We start from the raw sequence: 15499 nt of genomic DNA, 5'->3' as shown, positions 1-15499 counted from the left end.
GTCAGAGCCGCGGGTCGACGGGCTCGCTCTCCAGGGCGAGCACGCCGAAGACGCACTCGTGCACGCGGCGCAGGGACTCCTTCTTCGTGAAGCGCTCCAGTCCCTCCACGCCCAGCGCGAACTCGCGCAGCGCGAGGGAGCGCTTGGTGCCCAGGCCCCGCTGGCGCAGCCGGTCCAGGTTCGCGGGCGCGGTGTACTCCGGGCCGTAGATGATGCGCAGGTACTCCGGGCCCCGGGACTTGATGGCGGGCTGCACCACGCCCTTGCGCCCGCGCACCGCGAAGCCGAAGGGCTTCACCACCATGCCCTCGCCGCCGCGCGCGGTGAGCTCCTCCCACCACCGCACGCCGCCGGCCACCGCGTCCGCGTCCTCCAGCGCCACGACGCGGTAGGGCGTGGCCACGAGGAACGACGGGTCCGCGCGGCACACGCGCGCCAGCGTCTCCATGTGCCAGACATGGTCCTTGTCCACGTGGGTCGCGCCCTCCGTGGCCAGCAGGTGGAACGGCGCCAGGCGCACGTCGTCCAGCGACGTCACCGGCCAGCAGTAGCGCCGGTATGCCTCCACGTAGCGTTGCACATGGGTGGCCTTGTCCGTGAAGCGCGCGGACAGCTCGCCCAGCGGCAGTCCCCGGGCGGTGGCCTGTCCCAGCACGGACACCACGTCCGTCAGCGCCGCGCGGGAGGCAGCCCCCACGGCGGCGTACGGGTCACGCAGCAGCTCCTGGGCCTTGAGCGACCAGGGCATCAGCTCGCAGTCCAGGCAGGCCCAGTCCGTCTTCAGCTCCTCCCAGAAGCCGGACGCGTCCAGCGCCGCCCGGACGCGCGCGAGGAACGCGGCCTCCAGGGCGTCGTCGGTGAAGAAGCGCCGGCCCGTGCGCGTGTAGCAGACGCCCGTCTCGCCAGAGGTGACGCCGAAGCGGCGGCGGGCGGCGTCCGCGTCGCGCGCGATGACGACGACGGCGCGCGAGCCCATGTGCTTCTCCTCGCAGACGACCTGGGCCACGCCCTCCTTGCGGTAGTAGTCGAACGCCTGCTGGGGATGCTCCAGGAAGCCGGGCAGGGTGCTCGTCTCCGACGGCGACATGGTGGGCGGCAGGTAGATGAGCCAGCGCGGGTCGATGGCGAAGCGGCTCATCGCCTCCAGCGCGGCGGTGGTGTTCTCCTCGCGCAGGGTGACGTGCGCGGCCAGCCTCGTGGAGATGACGCGCTTGCCCCGCACGTCCTCCAGGTCCAGCACGTCATCCGCCTGCTGCTGCGCGCTCAGGCCGGACGGGGCCGGGGTGTCCAGGGGCTTCACCGGCTCGCAGTACACGCGCTGCGCGGGCACGGAGACCAGCTCCTTCTCCGGGTAGCGCAGGGCGGTGAGCTGGCCGCCGTAGACGCAGCCGGTGTCCACGCACAGCGTGTTGTTGACCCACTCGGCCTCCAGCACGGCCTGGTGGCCGTACACCACCGCCGCGCGGCCCCGGTACTCCGCCGCCCAGTTGAAGCGCACCGGAAAGCCGTACTCGTCCGTCTCGCCCGTCGTCTCTCCGTAGAGCGCGAAGGCGCGCACGCGGCCGGAGCCCCGGCCCTGCATGCTCTCCTTCAGGCCCGCGTGCGCCACCACCAGGCGCCCGTCGTCCAGCACGTAGTGGGACACCCGGTCGTCGATGAACTTCGCCACCCGCTGGTGGAACTCCGGCGGTTCCTTCTCCAACTGCTCCAGCGTCTGGGCCATGCCGTGGGACACGTTGACCTTGCCGCCGCGCAGCTTGCGCAGCAGCTTCATCTCGTGGTTGCCCGGCACGCACAGCGCGGTGCCGGCCTCCACCATGTCCATCACCAGCCGCAGCACGCCCGGGATGTCCGGGCCGCGGTCCACCAGGTCGCCCAGGAAGACGGCCTTGCGGCCTTCTGGCGGGCGCACGTCGAAGCCCGGCGCGCCATCCGCGCGCGGCCGCACCTGGTAGCCCAGCTTCGCGAGCAGCGCCTCCAGTTCCTCCCGGCAGCCGTGGATGTCTCCGATGATGTCGAAGGGCCCGCGCTCGTGCTTGAGGTTGCACCAGAGCGGCTGGCGCTCCAGCACCACGCGTTCGATGGCGTCCGGCTTGAGGACGTGGAGGTGGCGGAAGCCCTCGCGCTCCAGGCCTCGCAGGGAACGGTGCAGCTGCGAGACCTGGTTCTTCACGAAGCGGAAGCTGGCGGCGCGGTCCGGCCGCTGCTGGTTGCGCTCGATGCAGGTGCGCTCCGGCACGTCCAGCACCAGCGCCACGGGCAGCACGTGGTACTCGCGCGCCAGCTCCACGAAGGCCTTGCGGGACTCCGGCTGCACGTTGGTGGCGTCCACCACGGTGAGCAGGCCTCGCGCCAGCCGCTTCGCCGCGACGTAGCGCAGCGTCTCGAAGGCGTCCTTCGTCGCCTCCTGGTTGTTCTCGTCGTCGGACACGAAGCCCCGGTAGGTGTCCGAGGAGAGCACCTCCGTGGGCTTGAAGTGCCGGCGCGCGAAGGTGGACTTCCCCGAGCCGGAGGGACCGATGAGCACCACGAGCGACAGCTCTGGAATGTGGATGTTCATCGCGTGAACACCGCCATCTGCGTCGGCGCGCCGACCTCCGCGTCGTTCTCTCCCACGGGCCGGAAGCTCACGGTGTAGCCGTAGCGCTCGCACATGCTGGCCGCCCACGCCTCGAACTCGGCGCGGGTCCACTCGAAGCGGTGGTCGCGGTGGCGGAAGGTACCGGCGGGGAGCGAGGTGAAGCGCACGTTGTACTCGGCGTTGGGGGTGGTGAGGAGGATGAGGCCGGGCCGCGTGTACTCGAAGAGCACGCGCTCGAAGGCTGCGAGGCGCGGCATGTCCAGGTGTTCGATGACCTCGATGACGGTGGCGGCGTCGAAGCCCGCGAGCCGCTGGTCGCGGTACAGCAGCGAGCCGTGCAGCAGCTTCACGCGCTGGCGTTGCAGGTCCGGCATCCGCTCGATGCCGAGCCGGTCCTGGGCAACCTCCAGCGTGCGGTGGGACACGTCCATGCCCACGACCTCCGTGAAGCGGCGGTCCTTCAAGAGGGCCTTGATCAGCTTGCCCTCGCCGCAGCCCAGGTCCACCACGCGCGCGGCGCCGTGCTCCTGGAGGGCGGTCATCACCGTCTGGAGCCGCTGCTCGTTGAGGCTCAGGCGTGATTCGAGCACGGCCTCCTCGGCGTTGCGCGCCTCCTGCCGTTCCTCGGGCTCGGGGGCCTCGTCGCCCGCGAGCCGCTCCAGTGCCTCGCGCGCCAGGCTGTGGCGGTGGCGCAGGTAGCGGCGGGCAATCTGTTCGCGCTCCGGGTGCGTGGCGAGCCAGCCCTCGCCGTGGCGCACGAGCTTCTCCACCTCCTCGTCGCCGACCCAGTAGTGCTTGTCGTCGTCCAGCACCGGGATGAGGACGTACAGGTGCGAGAGCAGGTCGCCCAGACGCACCTGTCCCTTCAGCGTCACGGTGAAGTAGCGGCTGTCCCCCCACGCGGGCACCGTCTCATCCAGCGCGTGGCGGGTCGCGGTGACGGTGTAGCCGAGCGGCTCGAAGAGGCGGCGCAGGAAGGCTTCTCCGCCCCGGCAGGGCAGCACCGACAGGCGGGCGGAGAGGGGGATGGGCTGTTCCGCCAGCTCCGGCCGGTCCTTGCTGCGTCCCGACAGGGCGGTGCCGAAGACGCGGGACAGCGCCACGCTCATGAAGGACGACGCCACGTAGGGCCGGTCGTTGACGTACTGCTCCAGCGGGCCGCCCTGGCCGCCGCCTGACGACGGCCGGCCGCGGACCAATGCGACGGGGTCCACCTCCAGGAGGAGCGCCGCCGTGGTGCGGCTGGCGGAGGCCTCCGGGTAGAAGACGTGCGCCAGTCCGAAGGGAAGCTCGAAGGACTGGGGCCGTTCCGGGTTCTTGTGCAGCAGGTAGCCCAGGTCCGTCGCGGGCGTGTGGGTCGTCGAAAGGGTCAGGAGCATGGGAGGCGCGCGTGAATCCTGCTGCGCGCCGGACGGGTGGAACAAGGGCCCCTGACGAAAGGGGCCCCTTCTTTCCCGCCTACCCGCCGACCACCTGGTCGATGGCTCCGAAGATGCTGGCGCCCGAGTCGTCCCGCATCTCGATGCGCACCCGGTTGCCGCGCTTCAGGAACGGCGTCTTCGGCGCGCCGTCCCGGAGCGTCTCCACCACGCGCACCTCCGCGATGCACGAGTAGCCTGCCCCACCCGCACTCACCGGCTTACCGGGCCCGCCGTCCGGACCCCGGTTGGACACCGTGCCAGAGCCGATGATGGTGCCCGCGCACAGCGAGCGCGTCTTCGCCGCGTGGGCCACCAGCGTGCCGAAGTCGAACGTCATGTCCACGCCCGCGTCCGCGCGGCCGAAGGGCTCGCCGTCGAGGAAGACCTCCAGGCGGCGGTGCAGCTTGCCTTCCCGCCACGCGGCGCCCAGCTCATCCGGCGTGACGAACACCGGCGAGAACGCCGACGCGGGCTTGGACTGGAAGAAGCCGAAGCCCTTCGCCAGCTCGTTCGGAATGAGGTTGCGCAGCGACACGTCGTTGACCAGCCCCACCAGGACGACGGCGCCCAGGGCCTGCTCGCGCGTGGCGCCGAGCGGCACGTCGCGCGTCACGACCACGACCTCGCCCTCCATGTCGCAGCCCCACGCCTCGTCGGCGAGCGGGATGGGCTGACGCGGCCCGAGGAAGCCGTCCGAGCCGCCCTGGTACATCAAGGGGTCGGTCCAGAAGGAGGGCGGCAGCTCCGCGCCGCGCGCCTTGCGCACCAGCTCCACGTGGTTCACGTACGCGGAGCCGTCCGCCCACTGGTAGGCGCGGGGCAGGGGCGCCGCGCACCGGGCAGGGTCGAAGGGCGCGTCCGGAACCTCTCCGCGCTCCAGCCGCTCCGCCAGCGCGCGCAGGGCCGGCGCGTGGCGGTCCCAGTCATCCAGCGCGGCCTGGAGCGTGGGCGCGATGGCGGACGCATCCGCCTGCCGGGACAGGTCCTTCGTCACGACGAGGAGCCGTCCGTCCCTTCCTGTGTCGAGCGAGGCGAGCTTCACGGCTGGCCGCCTCCCGAGGACAGCTTCGCCTTGGGCAGGTCCGCCCAGCACGCGTCGTAGTCCTTCTGGAGGACGGGGCTCTCCATGGCCTGGAGCGTGGGCGCGATGACCCAGCGGGTCTCGAACATGAAGGCGAGCGTGTTGTCGATCTTCTTCGGCGTCAGCTCCGCGGCGACGGCGGCTTCGTACGTCTTGCGGTCCGGACCGTGGGCGCTCATGCAGTTGTGGAGCGACGCGCCGCCGGGCAGGAACGCGTCCGCCTTGGCGTCGTAGACGCCGTGGACCAGGCCCATCAGCTCGCTCATCACGTTGCGGTGGAACCAGGGCGGCCGGAAGGTGTTCTCCGCCACCATCCACCGGGGCGGGAAGATGACGAAGTCGCAGTTCGCCGTTCCCGGTGTGTCGCTGGGCGACGTGAGCACCGTGAAGATGGACGGATCCGGGTGGTCGTAGCTCACCGTGTTGATGGTGTTGAAGCGCGCCAGGTCGTAGGTGTACGGCACGTTGTTGCCGTGCCACGCCACGACGTCGAACGGCGAGTGGTCCAGCGTCGTCTCCCAGAGGTTCCCCTGGAACTTCTGCACCACGCGCGTGGGGCGCTCCACGTCTTCATACGCCGCGTGCGGCGCCACGAAGTCGCGCGGGTTCGCCAGGCCGTTGGAGCCGATGGGCCCCAGCTCCGGGAGCCGGAACTGCGCGCCGTAGTTCTCACAGATGTAGCCGCGCGCGGGGCCGCCGGGCAGCTCCACCCGCATGCGCATGCCGCGCGGGATGAGCGCGACGTGGCCGGGCGGGACCTCCAGCACGCCCAGCTCCGTGACGATGCGCAGCGTCCCGGACTGGGGGACGATGAGCAGCTCCCCGTCCGCGTTGAAGAAGGCCGTGTCCGTCATGGACGCGTTCGCCGCGTAGAGGTGCACCGCCGCGCCCGCGTTCTCCGCCGGGGAGCCGTTGCCGCCCAGCGTGAAGAGGCTCTCCAGGAAGGTGGTGGGCGTGGTGGGCATGGGCGCCGGGCTCCAGCGCAGCCGGTTGGGCGAGGGGGGCACCTCCCGGAACGGTCCGCTCCTCAGCGTGCGGGCCTCCACGGGCCGGTACGCCGGGTGGCCCGCGCTGGGCCGCAGCCGGTACAGCCACGTGCGCCGGTTCACGCCGCGCGGCGCGGTGAACGCGGTGCCGGAGAGCTGCTCGGCGTAGAGGCCGAACGCGACGCGCTGGGGCGTGTTCTGGCCCACGGGGAGCGCACCGGCGACAGCCTCCGATGCGTGCTCGTTTCCAAAGCCTGTCAGGTGGCGGACGTTTTCCATGGCGTCCGAAATAGTAACAGATGTAACCAATCCGGCAAGGCTCAGGGGCCGGGCTTGAGGGCGCGGATGGCGGCGCGCTCCACGCGCTCCAGCAGCGAGCGCAGCACCTGTCGTTCAGAGGGTGACAGCTCCGCGAGCACCTCCGCCTCCGCTTCGAGCGCGGCGGGGGCGATCCGCTGGTAGAGCCTGCGTCCCGAGGCGGTCAGCGTCAGGCGCCGCGAGCGGGCATCGCTCTGGCTCGTGGCGCGCCGCACCAATCCGCGCTCCTCCAGCGAGCGCGCGGCGCGGCTCACCGGGACCTTCTCCATCCGCGTGCGCCGCACGAGCTCCAGCTGCGAGCGCTCGCCGTCCTCGCCCAGGACGGCGATGAGCCGCCACTCCTGCGTGGAGAGGCCGTCCTCGGCCGCGTATACGCGGGCGATACGCTGGCTGACGACGTTGTCCGCGACCGACAGGCGATAGGGGAGGAACTCATCGAGGGTGAGGCTCGCGGCGCGTGCTTTCTTCATCAGGCATCCGACTATAGCCAGCCACCCAAGCGGGCGGACGTGGTGGGCGCATTGCGCGAGGGGCCGGTGGCGCGGACCTTCATGGGCAGGGAGGCCCACCATGGCCACGAGCAAGCAGCGCGCCGCCGGGCGCAAGAACATCAAGAAGGCCGCGACCGCGGCGAAGCGGAAGGGCACGCTCAAGAAGCTGCCCAAGAGCACCCGCACCGCGCTGGGCAAGCAGGCCAACAAGGTGAAGCGTCAGAAGGCGAAGGCGCGCTGAGTCGTCAGGGGTTCATGGACGGGAGGACGGTCTTTCGGGGAATGCCTGGGTGCTGGTGTCGCGCGCCCATCCGTCCTCGGCATCCGCCTGGGCCGTCCGCGCAGCTCGAAGGTCACGACGACCATCGGCTTCATCCTCGCGGCGGCGCTGCTCATTGGCGTGCCGGTGATGATCGACGGCCTGATGGATTCGGGCACGGATCAAACGCTGAAGCTGTTCGTGGGCCTGCCCATCACGGCAGTGGGCGTCGTGGGCGTGGTGCTGGTCGTCACGGGCTTCAGCCGAGGAGGGCGCATCGCGCGGGAGAACAAGGCCCGCCGCGATGCGCTCGTCGAAGAGAAGACCCGACTGGAGGCGGAGCTGCGGGACCTGCGGACCCGCCGCGATGGCCTGCGCTCGCGGCAGTGGCAGCCCCGCCCCTCCGTCCCCCTCATCGCCGTGAACTTCTAGTAGGTGCAAGCGCGGTTGTTGCAATACCCCTGATACGTGCCGCAGACGCAATCCGAGTCGTCGATGCAGCGGGTGGACGGGCACGTCGGGCCGCCACCTCCGCCGCCACCGCCCGGGAACTGGTAGGAGCATGCGTTGCGCGTGCACGAGACAGACTGCGCGTTGGGACACGCGTTCCAGCAGTCAGCCACGGACGAGCACCGGACCGAGAAACAGATCAGGCCCGCGGCCTCCTCGGGCGTGGGCTCGGAGGTCAGGGACTCGGAGGACTCAGCGGCGGCGCACACCGCCTGCGTGGCCATCTCCAGGGCCGGCACGGACGGCTCCGCGAAGGCCGAGGTGGCCGCGAAGGACAACAGGACTGCGACGCTCCAGGACAGGCTTCGACGGGACGACGACATGGCGGCGGCTCTTTGCTCCCAGTGAAGCCATGCGGCACTGCATGGAGATTCCTGGGAAGTCAAAATTAACATGGCTGTCCTGACTGGGACCGCGTGCCCCCTGATGACAGCCGCCACCAAGCACGTTACGGCGGCCATCAGGGCGGGGCCTCCGGGGCTGGGGCCAACCCCTGGAATCAGGTGCGGGCCGGGTGCTCCAGGGGCGGTACGACGGTTGCTATAGGGGAGGGCACCGCGCGGAAGCCGCTCACGGTGGCGGACATCTACTCCGGCCGCAGCGAGGCCATGCCCATGTCGCACCGCCCGCGCCACGACGGCACGCTCCAGTCGCTGCGCCCGGCGTACCGCCAAGACGGCCAGGCTGGTACGGGCCAGGCCAGCCACATCAACTACAACGAGAACCAGCCTGGCCAGCGCTTCAACAGCCTGGGTCACGAGTCCGTCCACGCCTGGCGCGCCGCCCATGGCGCGCAGGTCAGCCCCCTGGCCGCCAGCAAGCACGCGGACGCGGAGGTGTTCAAGCGCTACCCCAGCCACTCGGCCGCGATGAAGGACACCGTGGAGACGCGCCTGCAACTGCGCGAGGAGTTCGAGACCGTTGGCCTGCGCCCCACGCCGCGCATGCCCAATGCCCCCACGGAGAACGCCATCCGCGCCGAGCACGGGCTGCCCGCGCGCCAGGACTCCTCGGGCTTCCGGCCCGGCGCGAACAAGAACCAGGCGAACTTCGAGAACTTCGACGCGGGCTCGGATGACCGCAGCCGGTTCCAGAAGTTCATGGGGACGCCGTCGCCGCTCGGGCGGATTGTCGGTGACCTGGAGAAGTAGGCGCTCGCGCCGGACGCGTTCCGGGCGAGGGGTTCATCGGTTGGATTGATACCCGGCCCGGGCCCGATTGCCGCGTGCGCCAGGTCCCCCCACCGTTCCCGGGAGACCGCAGGCCCGGGGGACCTCATGCGCGCGCGACTCCTGTTCATCCTCATCCCGTCCTTGATGGTTCCAGGGACGTATGCCGGAGCGCAGGATGCCAGCTCGGCCGCGCACGGGGCGCATGGCAAGCCTTCCGCGCTGTCGAGCCTGACCTCGCTCGCCCAGGGCGCGGTGCTCTTCGATGACCTGGGGACCTTCCAGCGGAAGGTGACGACCCGGTCGCCCGAAGCGCAGGCCTTCTTCGACCAGGGCATGCGGCTCACGTATGCCTTCAACCACGACGAGGCCGCGCGCTCGTTCGCCCGCGCCGCGCAGCTGGATCCGTCCTGCGCCAGCTGCTTCTGGGGCGTCGCCCTGGTGCTGGGGCCCAACTACAACGTGCCCATGCTGCCGGACCGGGCGGGGACCGCGTGGACGGCCCTGCGAAAGGCCCAAGCGCTCGCCCCCACGGCGACTCCCACGGAGCAGGCGCTCATCGGTGCGCTGTCCCGGCGCTACGGCGGACCGGAGCCCCGCACGCCCGAGCAGATGAAGCCCTTCTCCCAGGCCTACGCCAACGCCATGCGCGACGTGGCGAAGCGCTTCCCGGAGGACAACGACGTGCAGGTGCTCTTCGCTGAGTCCCTGATGAACTTGAACCCGTGGAAGCTGTGGACGCTGGAGGGCAAGCCGGAGCCGGGGACGGAAGAGATTGTCTCTCGGCTGGAGAAGGTGCTCGCGCGCGCGCCGAAACACCCGGGCGCCAATCACTATTACATCCACGCCATCGAGGCCTCGGAGCACCCCGAGCGCGCGCTGGCCTCCGCGGACCGGCTGCCGGGGCTGATGCCCGGCGCGGGCCACGTGGTGCACATGCCGGCGCACATCTACCAGCGGGTGGGCCGGTACGCGGATGCATCCGAGAGCAACCGCCGCGCCGTGCAGGCGGACAATGCCTATCTGCGCAAGGTGGAGCCCATCGGGTACTACCCGATGTACACGGCCCACAACTGGGGCTTCCTGTCGTTCTCGTCATCCATGGAGGGGCGCGCGGGGGAGTCCATCCGCGCCGCGCGCGAGTCCGCGAACGTCCTGCCGCCGGAGATGCTGAAGGAGATGCCGGGCATGGACTTCTTCGCCTCCGAACCCCTGCTCGCGATGGTGCGCTTCGGGCACTACGACGAGCTGCTCACGGAGCCGCGGCCGGACCCGAAGTACCCGGTGCTGACGGGGCTGTGGCTGCACGCGCACGGGCTGGCGCTCGCGGCGAATGGGGAGTTCAAGGAGGCCCGCGCGGAGCACGCGGAGCTGGTGAAGCTGGCCGCCAACGTCCCCGACACGCTGACCGCCGGAAACAATTCAGCGAAGGACGTGCTGGACGTGGCGGCCCGCGTGCTCGACGCCTCCATCGCCGAGCGCCAGGGCTGCGCCGACGCGCTGACGCGCTGGGAGGACGCGGTGCGCGCCGCGGATCAGCTGGCCTACTCGGAGCCCAGTGACTGGTACTACCCCGTGCGCCACTTCCAGGGCGCGGCGCTGCTGGACGCGGAGCAGTACAAGGCCGCGGAGGCCGTCTACCGCGAGGACCTGCGCCGCAACCCCGGCAACGGCTGGGCGCTCTTCGGGCTCGCCCAGTCGTTGAAGGGGCAGGGCCGCACGGCCGAGGCCACCGCCGTGCAGCAGCGCTTCAAGAAGGCCTGGGCGGGCGCCGACATCGCGCTCACCCGCACGGCCTTCTGACGTCAGAAGCGCGCCTGGAGCAGGACGTTGACGCCCACGGCGTTCGCGGGTTGGAAGACCGGCCCTGAGACGCCCGTCTCGTCATCCTCGACGAGGGTCCGGTTCGGGTCGTGCGTGTAGGAGACCTCCGCCAGCACGCCGGCAATCGCTCCCAGGTCCCAGCGCGCCGTGGCCTTGACCGTCACCACCAGCCCCGGGTCCTCGCCCGCGGGCAGGATGCTGATGAGGTTGGGCCCCTGGAACACGGCGGTGTTGTCGCTGAACAGGGGGCTCTCCGGTGCGTTCCGCAGCGAGGCGGGGCGGGTGACGCGAACGAGCAGCCCAGGCGTCAGCCCCCAGTCCTGGAGGTGGTAGTTACTGCTCAGCGTGCCGGAGACCTCCGCGCGGGTCTCCGCGTCGCTCATGAAGGCCTGGTACGGAGGGAACCCGGGGACGTCAGCCTGGATGAACGAAAGCGTGCGGACATAGGCCAGCGCGTGCGCGCGCCAGAAGCCCTGCTTCACCCGCGCCTCCAGGGCCCCCGCGCCCCCCGTCTGCGTGCTCCGTTGAGGAGAGCCGGCCTCCGGATCCACGAGCCCCTGGGTCAAGAGGCTTCCCTCCAGCGACACCGACGCGGCGAAGCCTCCCGGGTACGTCTCCGGCAGGAAGAAGCGTTCGAAGAAGGTCGGGTCGCCCTGGTACAGCGCCAGGTCGACGTTGTTCCCAACGGGGGCGCCGTGGTGCCAGACCGCGCCCAGGGAGGCCCCCTTCACGGGGACGCGCAGCTCGACGCCCTGGTTCGCGACGTTGGGGACCTGCCCTCGATTGAGCACGGTGCCCTTGAGGGCCAGTCGCAGCTCGGGCGTGACGTCCAGGAAGCCGCCCGCGAGCAGGGCGTAGCGGCGCGAGGACTCCAGCAGCAGGTCATCGGCGACGGTGGCGGACTTGAGCGCCACGAAGGCATCCCAATGCATCCGGGACAAGCGCAGCTCCAGCGCGGACTCGTTTCCCGAACGGCGGGGGAAGGCCTGCCGCTCCCAGGTGACCGGGTACGTGAAACCCATGTACAGCCGCGACCATGGGCGCGCGCGTCTAGCACGTCCCGCCCGGGACGGGCATTCCACCTGACGCTTCAGGACGCGGCGTCGATGCGGCTGTGGCGCCGCGTGTCTGGCATCACCGTGTAGACGAGCAGCGAGCAGAAGATGCAGGCCGTGACGTACCAGAAGAACCACGCCTCGTGCCCGGCCAGCTTCAGGCGCGTGCCCACGTACTCCGCGGTGCCGCCGAAGAGGGACACCGTCAGCGCGTAGGGCAGCCCCACGCCCAGGGCGCGGATGCGCGCGGGGAACAGCTCCGCCTTCACCACCGCGTTGATGGACGTGTAGCCGGAGAGGATGACCAGCGCGGCGAGCACCAGCAGGAACGCGGTGAAGGCGTCCCGCGTCTGGGTCAGCGCCGTGAGCAGCGGCACCGTGAACAGCGTGCCCAGCACGCCGAACCCCATCAGCACCGGCCTGCGTCCCACGTGGTCGGAGACGTACCCCAGCACCGGCTGGAGGAACATGTAGAGGAACAGCGAGCCCGCGGAGATGAGCGTGGCCTCGTCCCGCGTCAGCCCCACGGAGTTCACCAGGAACTTCTGCATGTAGACGGTGTAGGTGTAGAAGGCCAGCGTCCCGCCCATCGTGAGCCCCACCACGACGGCGATCTCCTTCGGGTGGCGCAGGAGCTCCCGCATGGGGTGGTGCTCGGACTTCTTCGCGGCCTCGCGGGTGAAGGCCTCCGTCTCCACCATGTTGCGGCGCATGTAGAAGCCGAAGATGGCCAGCGCCGCGCCAATGCCAAACGGGATGCGCCACCCCCAGGCCTCCAGCTGCGGGCCCGTCAACACCAGCCGCTGCAACACCAGCAGCGTCAGCGTGGCCAGCAGCTGCCCCATGATGAGCGTGACGTACTGGAAGGAGCTGTAGAAGCCGCGGTGGCGGGAGGTGGCCACCTCGCTCAGGTAGGTGGCGCTGGTGCCGTACTCGCCGCCCAGGGAGAGCCCCTGGAGCAGCCGCGCGAGCATCAGCACCACCGGTGCCGCCACGCCGATGCGCGCGTACGTGGGGCACACGGCGATGACCAGCGAGCCCAGGCACATCAGCGTGACGGACAACGTCAGCGCGGACCGGCGGCCCCGGAGGTCCGCGTAGAGCCCCATCAGCCAGCCGCCCACCGGCCGGATGAGGAAGCCCAACGCGAACACCCCGGCGGTGTTGAGCTGCTGCACCAGCGGATCCGCGTCCGGGAAGAACGCCTGCGCGAAGTACAGCGAGAACGCCGAGTAGACGTAGAAGTCGTACCACTCGATGAGGTTGCCCACCGAGCCGCCGAAGATGGAGAGCAGCCGCTGCCGCACGGGGGACATCGGGCGGGGGCTCAGGCCTTCAGCGTGCGGCCGAACAGGTCCTCGATCCTCTTCCAGTGCGTCTCCGCGACGTCCGCGTTGAACTGGGGCGTGCCCGGCACCGAATAGCCGTGCTGCGCGCCGGGGTAGAGCTCCGAGCGGTACTTCACGCCCGCGTCCTTCAGCGCCTCTTCCAGCGTGCGGATGGCGTCCGCGGGCATGGAGTGGTCCTGGTCCGCGTGGCCGAAGTACAGCTCGCCCTTCACCTGGTTCACCAGGCGGTGGGGGCTGTCGGGTGCATCCGTGGCCAGGCGGCCGCCGTGGGAGGACGCCACCGCGCCGATGCGGTCCGGGAAGTCCGCGCCCATGCGCACGGCGATGCCGCCGCTGAAGCAGTAGCCGGCCACGCCCGCCTTCGGGCCCTTCACGGTGGGCTGCCGGGCGAGGAAGTCCAGCTCAGCGCCCGCGTCCAGCTTCAGGCGCTCCGGCGTCAGCGTGCCGATGAGGCCGTACATGCGCTTGCGGAACACCTCGTCCGCGAAGGTGCCCTTGAGGTCCAGCTTCGACGCGTGGCCCTCCCGGTAGAACACGTTGGGCAGCAGCACGACGTAGCCGGACTTCGACAGGCGCCGGGCCATCTCCTCGAAGACGGGACGGATGCCAAAGGCATCCGGAATCATGATGACCGCCGGCCACGGTCCCGAGCCCTCCGGCTGGAACAGCTTCGCGTCCATCACTCCATCCGTGGTCTTGATGTCGACGTCCTGCATGGCGTGGGTGACCTCCAGCGCGGGCAGTGCATGCGCCCGGCAGGAGGGTGACACCACACGCGCGGGCGATGCGCCATCCGTTTCGCGACGGGCCCCCACCGCCCCGCGCGAAACGGACAGTTGCTTGCATTACTTGACGCAGGTGCTCCAGCCGCGCTTGCTGTTGCTGACCGTCATCTCCCAGTAGCGGGTGCCGCTGTTGTAGTCGATGGAGACGCCGTCGTTGAAGTCGCTGGTGCTGAAGTTGCCGCCGATGCCAGACAGCAGGCAGGCCACGCCGCCCGGGTTGTAGTCCAGGTTGTGCGTGAAGGTGCCCGGGTTGCCCGCGATCCACAGCCAGTCGTACAGGGCCGTGGGGACGTCCACGCAGAGGGCGCGCGCGCCGCCGGACGCGCCCAGGTTGCCGCCCAGGTACCAGTTGTAGCCGTCATTCCAGACGCGGGCGTAGTCGGAGTTGGACGTGAAGCCGCCCGCGGCCTCCACCTGCGTGAGGAAGCAGCGGCGGTCCGCGGTGACCGCGCCCAGCAGCTTCGCCGCCTGGCCCTTGTACCAGGCGGCCTCCGGGGTGCGGTTGGTGGCGGTGTTGAGGCACTGGACGCCGGTGCCCAGTGCCTTGCTGTTGGTGTGGTTGACGAAGAGCTGCCAGTTGCCGGCGTACTGGTACACGCCCGCGCTGGCCCAGCTGGTGCCCTTGAGGTTGCCCTGGACGCCGGTCAGGAAGCAGGTCCGGCCCGTGGTGGTCCCGATGGCGGTGGAGGTCAGGCCGTTGTTGGACGTGCCCCACCAGTACGTCCCACCCAGGGCGACCGCCTGCTCGCTCGTCGCGAGGGACGCGTCCTCGGGCGCGGCCGGGGTGGCGGTCTCGCCCGGCGCGGCCTCACCCATCATGGACTCGTCCATCATGGGGTCGCCGCCACAGCCCACCGCGAAGAGGCAGAGGGGGGCCGCCAGGAAGAGCTTCCGCGTGAAGTGATTCGTGTGCATGTCGTTTCTCCGTTCGTCGTTCGGGAATGCCAGCGATGCGTCCGGCTGGCCGGGGTTCGTCCCGGCCGGGTCGCCAGCGGGAACGTGGCGGTCCATGAGCAACGGGGATGCCAGCGCCGCGTCCCTGGGCGCGTGCCGAGGGAGGCACACGGGAACGGCAAGCCTTGCGCTTCCACGACGTGTGCGGGACGGCAAGGCTTGCACGGACGGCAAGAGTTGCACGGCCGGGAGGTGTGTCCGCGCGGGGCTCCTGGCAGGATCGCGCCATCAGTCTACGGAGCGGGGAGGGCAAGTTGGTCATGCATCGCGAAGGCGCGGCCGTGGTCCGGACCCTGGTGCTGCTGGGCGCGCTGTTCGGGGCCGGCGCGCGGGCGGAGGTGACGCGCGCGGAGTTCCTGGTGCCGTCGGAGGAGGGCATCGAGGTCTCCGTGCGCGAGGTGAAGGACACGGGCATGCAGGTGGCCAACCTGCCGCCGCTCATCCTCCTGCACGGCGCGCGGGTGCCGGGGCGGGCCTCGTTTGATCTGCCCGTCGAGGGCGGCTCCATCGCGGCGGAGCTCGCCCGCACGGGGCATGCGGTGTACCTCATGGATGCGCGCGGCTATGGCGGCTCCACGCGGCCCCTGGCCATGAGCACGCCCGCGAAGGGCCGGCCCCTGGTGGGCTCGCATGAAGTCGTCCAGGACGTGCACGCGGTGGTGGGCTGGGTGAAGGCGCGCACGGGGCAGCGCCGCGTGGGGCTGATGGGCTGGGCC

The 15499-nt window shown here is 70.6% G+C and carries 15 protein-coding genes; 5 read left to right on the top strand and 10 right to left on the bottom strand.

The genetic code is table 11. The annotated features are described in order from the left end of the window. Window position 1: 1 nt before the first annotated feature. The 5 genes from D7V80_RS03140 to D7V80_RS03120 all read right to left on the bottom strand — a co-directional run bounded on the left by D7V80_RS03140 (window position 2) and on the right by D7V80_RS03120 (window position 6857). Window positions 2–2560, bottom strand: coding sequence for a polynucleotide kinase-phosphatase (locus tag D7V80_RS03140; protein ID WP_120586734.1), 2559 nt, complete (start codon window positions 2558–2560; stop codon window positions 2–4). Further along, the gene (locus tag D7V80_RS03135) at window positions 2557–3960 is read right to left on the bottom strand and encodes a 3' terminal RNA ribose 2'-O-methyltransferase Hen1 (RefSeq protein ID WP_120586792.1); all 1404 of its coding nucleotides are present in this window, start codon (window positions 3958–3960) and stop codon (window positions 2557–2559) included. Before D7V80_RS03135 ends, D7V80_RS03140 begins: the two co-directional genes overlap by 4 nt. A 79-nt stretch (window positions 3961–4039) precedes the next feature. Beyond that, complete coding sequence (locus D7V80_RS03130) at window positions 4040–5044, bottom strand: fumarylacetoacetate hydrolase family protein (protein ID WP_120586733.1); 1005 nt, start codon at window positions 5042–5044, stop codon at window positions 4040–4042. Continuing rightward, the gene (gene hmgA, locus D7V80_RS03125) at window positions 5041–6348 is read right to left on the bottom strand and encodes a homogentisate 1,2-dioxygenase (protein ID WP_120586732.1); all 1308 of its coding nucleotides are present in this window, start codon (window positions 6346–6348) and stop codon (window positions 5041–5043) included. Before hmgA ends, D7V80_RS03130 begins: the two co-directional genes overlap by 4 nt. A 41-nt stretch (window positions 6349–6389) precedes the next feature. After that, window positions 6390–6857 (bottom strand): MarR family winged helix-turn-helix transcriptional regulator, encoded by a 468-nt coding sequence (locus tag D7V80_RS03120; RefSeq protein ID WP_120586731.1) that lies wholly within the window; start codon window positions 6855–6857, stop codon window positions 6390–6392. Window positions 6858–6957: 100 nt separating this feature from the next. Here D7V80_RS03120 and D7V80_RS41640 point away from each other — a divergent pair, with 100 nt between their 5' ends. Both D7V80_RS41640 and D7V80_RS03115 read left to right on the top strand, forming a co-directional pair. Then, window positions 6958–7119, top strand: a complete 162-nt coding sequence (locus tag D7V80_RS41640; protein ID WP_158616537.1) for a hypothetical protein — start codon at window positions 6958–6960, stop codon at window positions 7117–7119. A 168-nt stretch (window positions 7120–7287) separates the two neighbouring features. Then, window positions 7288–7569, top strand: coding sequence for a hypothetical protein (locus D7V80_RS03115; RefSeq protein WP_120586730.1), 282 nt, complete (start codon window positions 7288–7290; stop codon window positions 7567–7569). On the opposite strand, the gene D7V80_RS03110 is transcribed toward D7V80_RS03115, so the two are convergent. Beyond that, window positions 7566–7970, bottom strand: coding sequence for a hypothetical protein (locus D7V80_RS03110; protein WP_120586729.1), 405 nt, complete (start codon window positions 7968–7970; stop codon window positions 7566–7568). The genes D7V80_RS03115 and D7V80_RS03110 overlap by 4 nt on opposite strands. A gap of 252 nt (window positions 7971–8222) precedes the next feature. Here D7V80_RS03110 and D7V80_RS03105 point away from each other — a divergent pair, with 252 nt between their 5' ends. Further along, window positions 8223–8798, top strand: coding sequence for a M91 family zinc metallopeptidase (locus tag D7V80_RS03105; RefSeq protein WP_233585100.1), 576 nt, complete (start codon window positions 8223–8225; stop codon window positions 8796–8798). 126 nt (window positions 8799–8924) lie between these two features. Beyond that, the gene (locus D7V80_RS41635; RefSeq protein ID WP_158616536.1) at window positions 8925–10619 is read left to right on the top strand and encodes a tetratricopeptide repeat protein; all 1695 of its coding nucleotides are present in this window, start codon (window positions 8925–8927) and stop codon (window positions 10617–10619) included. A gap of 2 nt (window positions 10620–10621) precedes the next feature. Here D7V80_RS41635 and D7V80_RS03095 read toward each other — a convergent pair whose 3' ends face one another. The 4 genes from D7V80_RS03095 to D7V80_RS03080 form a co-directional block, all read right to left on the bottom strand. Continuing rightward, the gene (locus tag D7V80_RS03095) at window positions 10622–11662 is read right to left on the bottom strand and encodes a hypothetical protein (protein WP_120586728.1); all 1041 of its coding nucleotides are present in this window, start codon (window positions 11660–11662) and stop codon (window positions 10622–10624) included. Window positions 11663–11730: 68 nt separating this feature from the next. Then, complete coding sequence (locus tag D7V80_RS03090; RefSeq protein ID WP_120586727.1) at window positions 11731–13011, bottom strand: MFS transporter; 1281 nt, start codon at window positions 13009–13011, stop codon at window positions 11731–11733. An 11-nt stretch (window positions 13012–13022) separates the two neighbouring features. Beyond that, the gene (locus tag D7V80_RS03085; RefSeq protein ID WP_120586726.1) at window positions 13023–13760 is read right to left on the bottom strand and encodes a dienelactone hydrolase family protein; all 738 of its coding nucleotides are present in this window, start codon (window positions 13758–13760) and stop codon (window positions 13023–13025) included. A gap of 129 nt (window positions 13761–13889) precedes the next feature. Further along, on the bottom strand, window positions 13890–14744 hold the full coding sequence (locus D7V80_RS03080) for a hypothetical protein (protein ID WP_120586725.1): 855 nt from the start codon (window positions 14742–14744) through the stop codon (window positions 13890–13892). Window positions 14745–15043: 299 nt separating this feature from the next. On the opposite strand from D7V80_RS03080, the gene D7V80_RS03075 reads away from it, so the two are divergent. Next, the coding region (locus D7V80_RS03075) for an alpha/beta hydrolase (protein ID WP_147446972.1) at window positions 15044–15499 on the top strand (456 nt) is incomplete at its 3' end.

The sequence above is a fragment of the Corallococcus sp. CA054B genome (assembly GCF_003611625.1).
Classification (GTDB): Bacteria; Myxococcota; Myxococcia; order Myxococcales; family Myxococcaceae; genus Corallococcus; species Corallococcus coralloides.
This window is presented reverse-complemented; position numbering and strand designations above follow the sequence as displayed.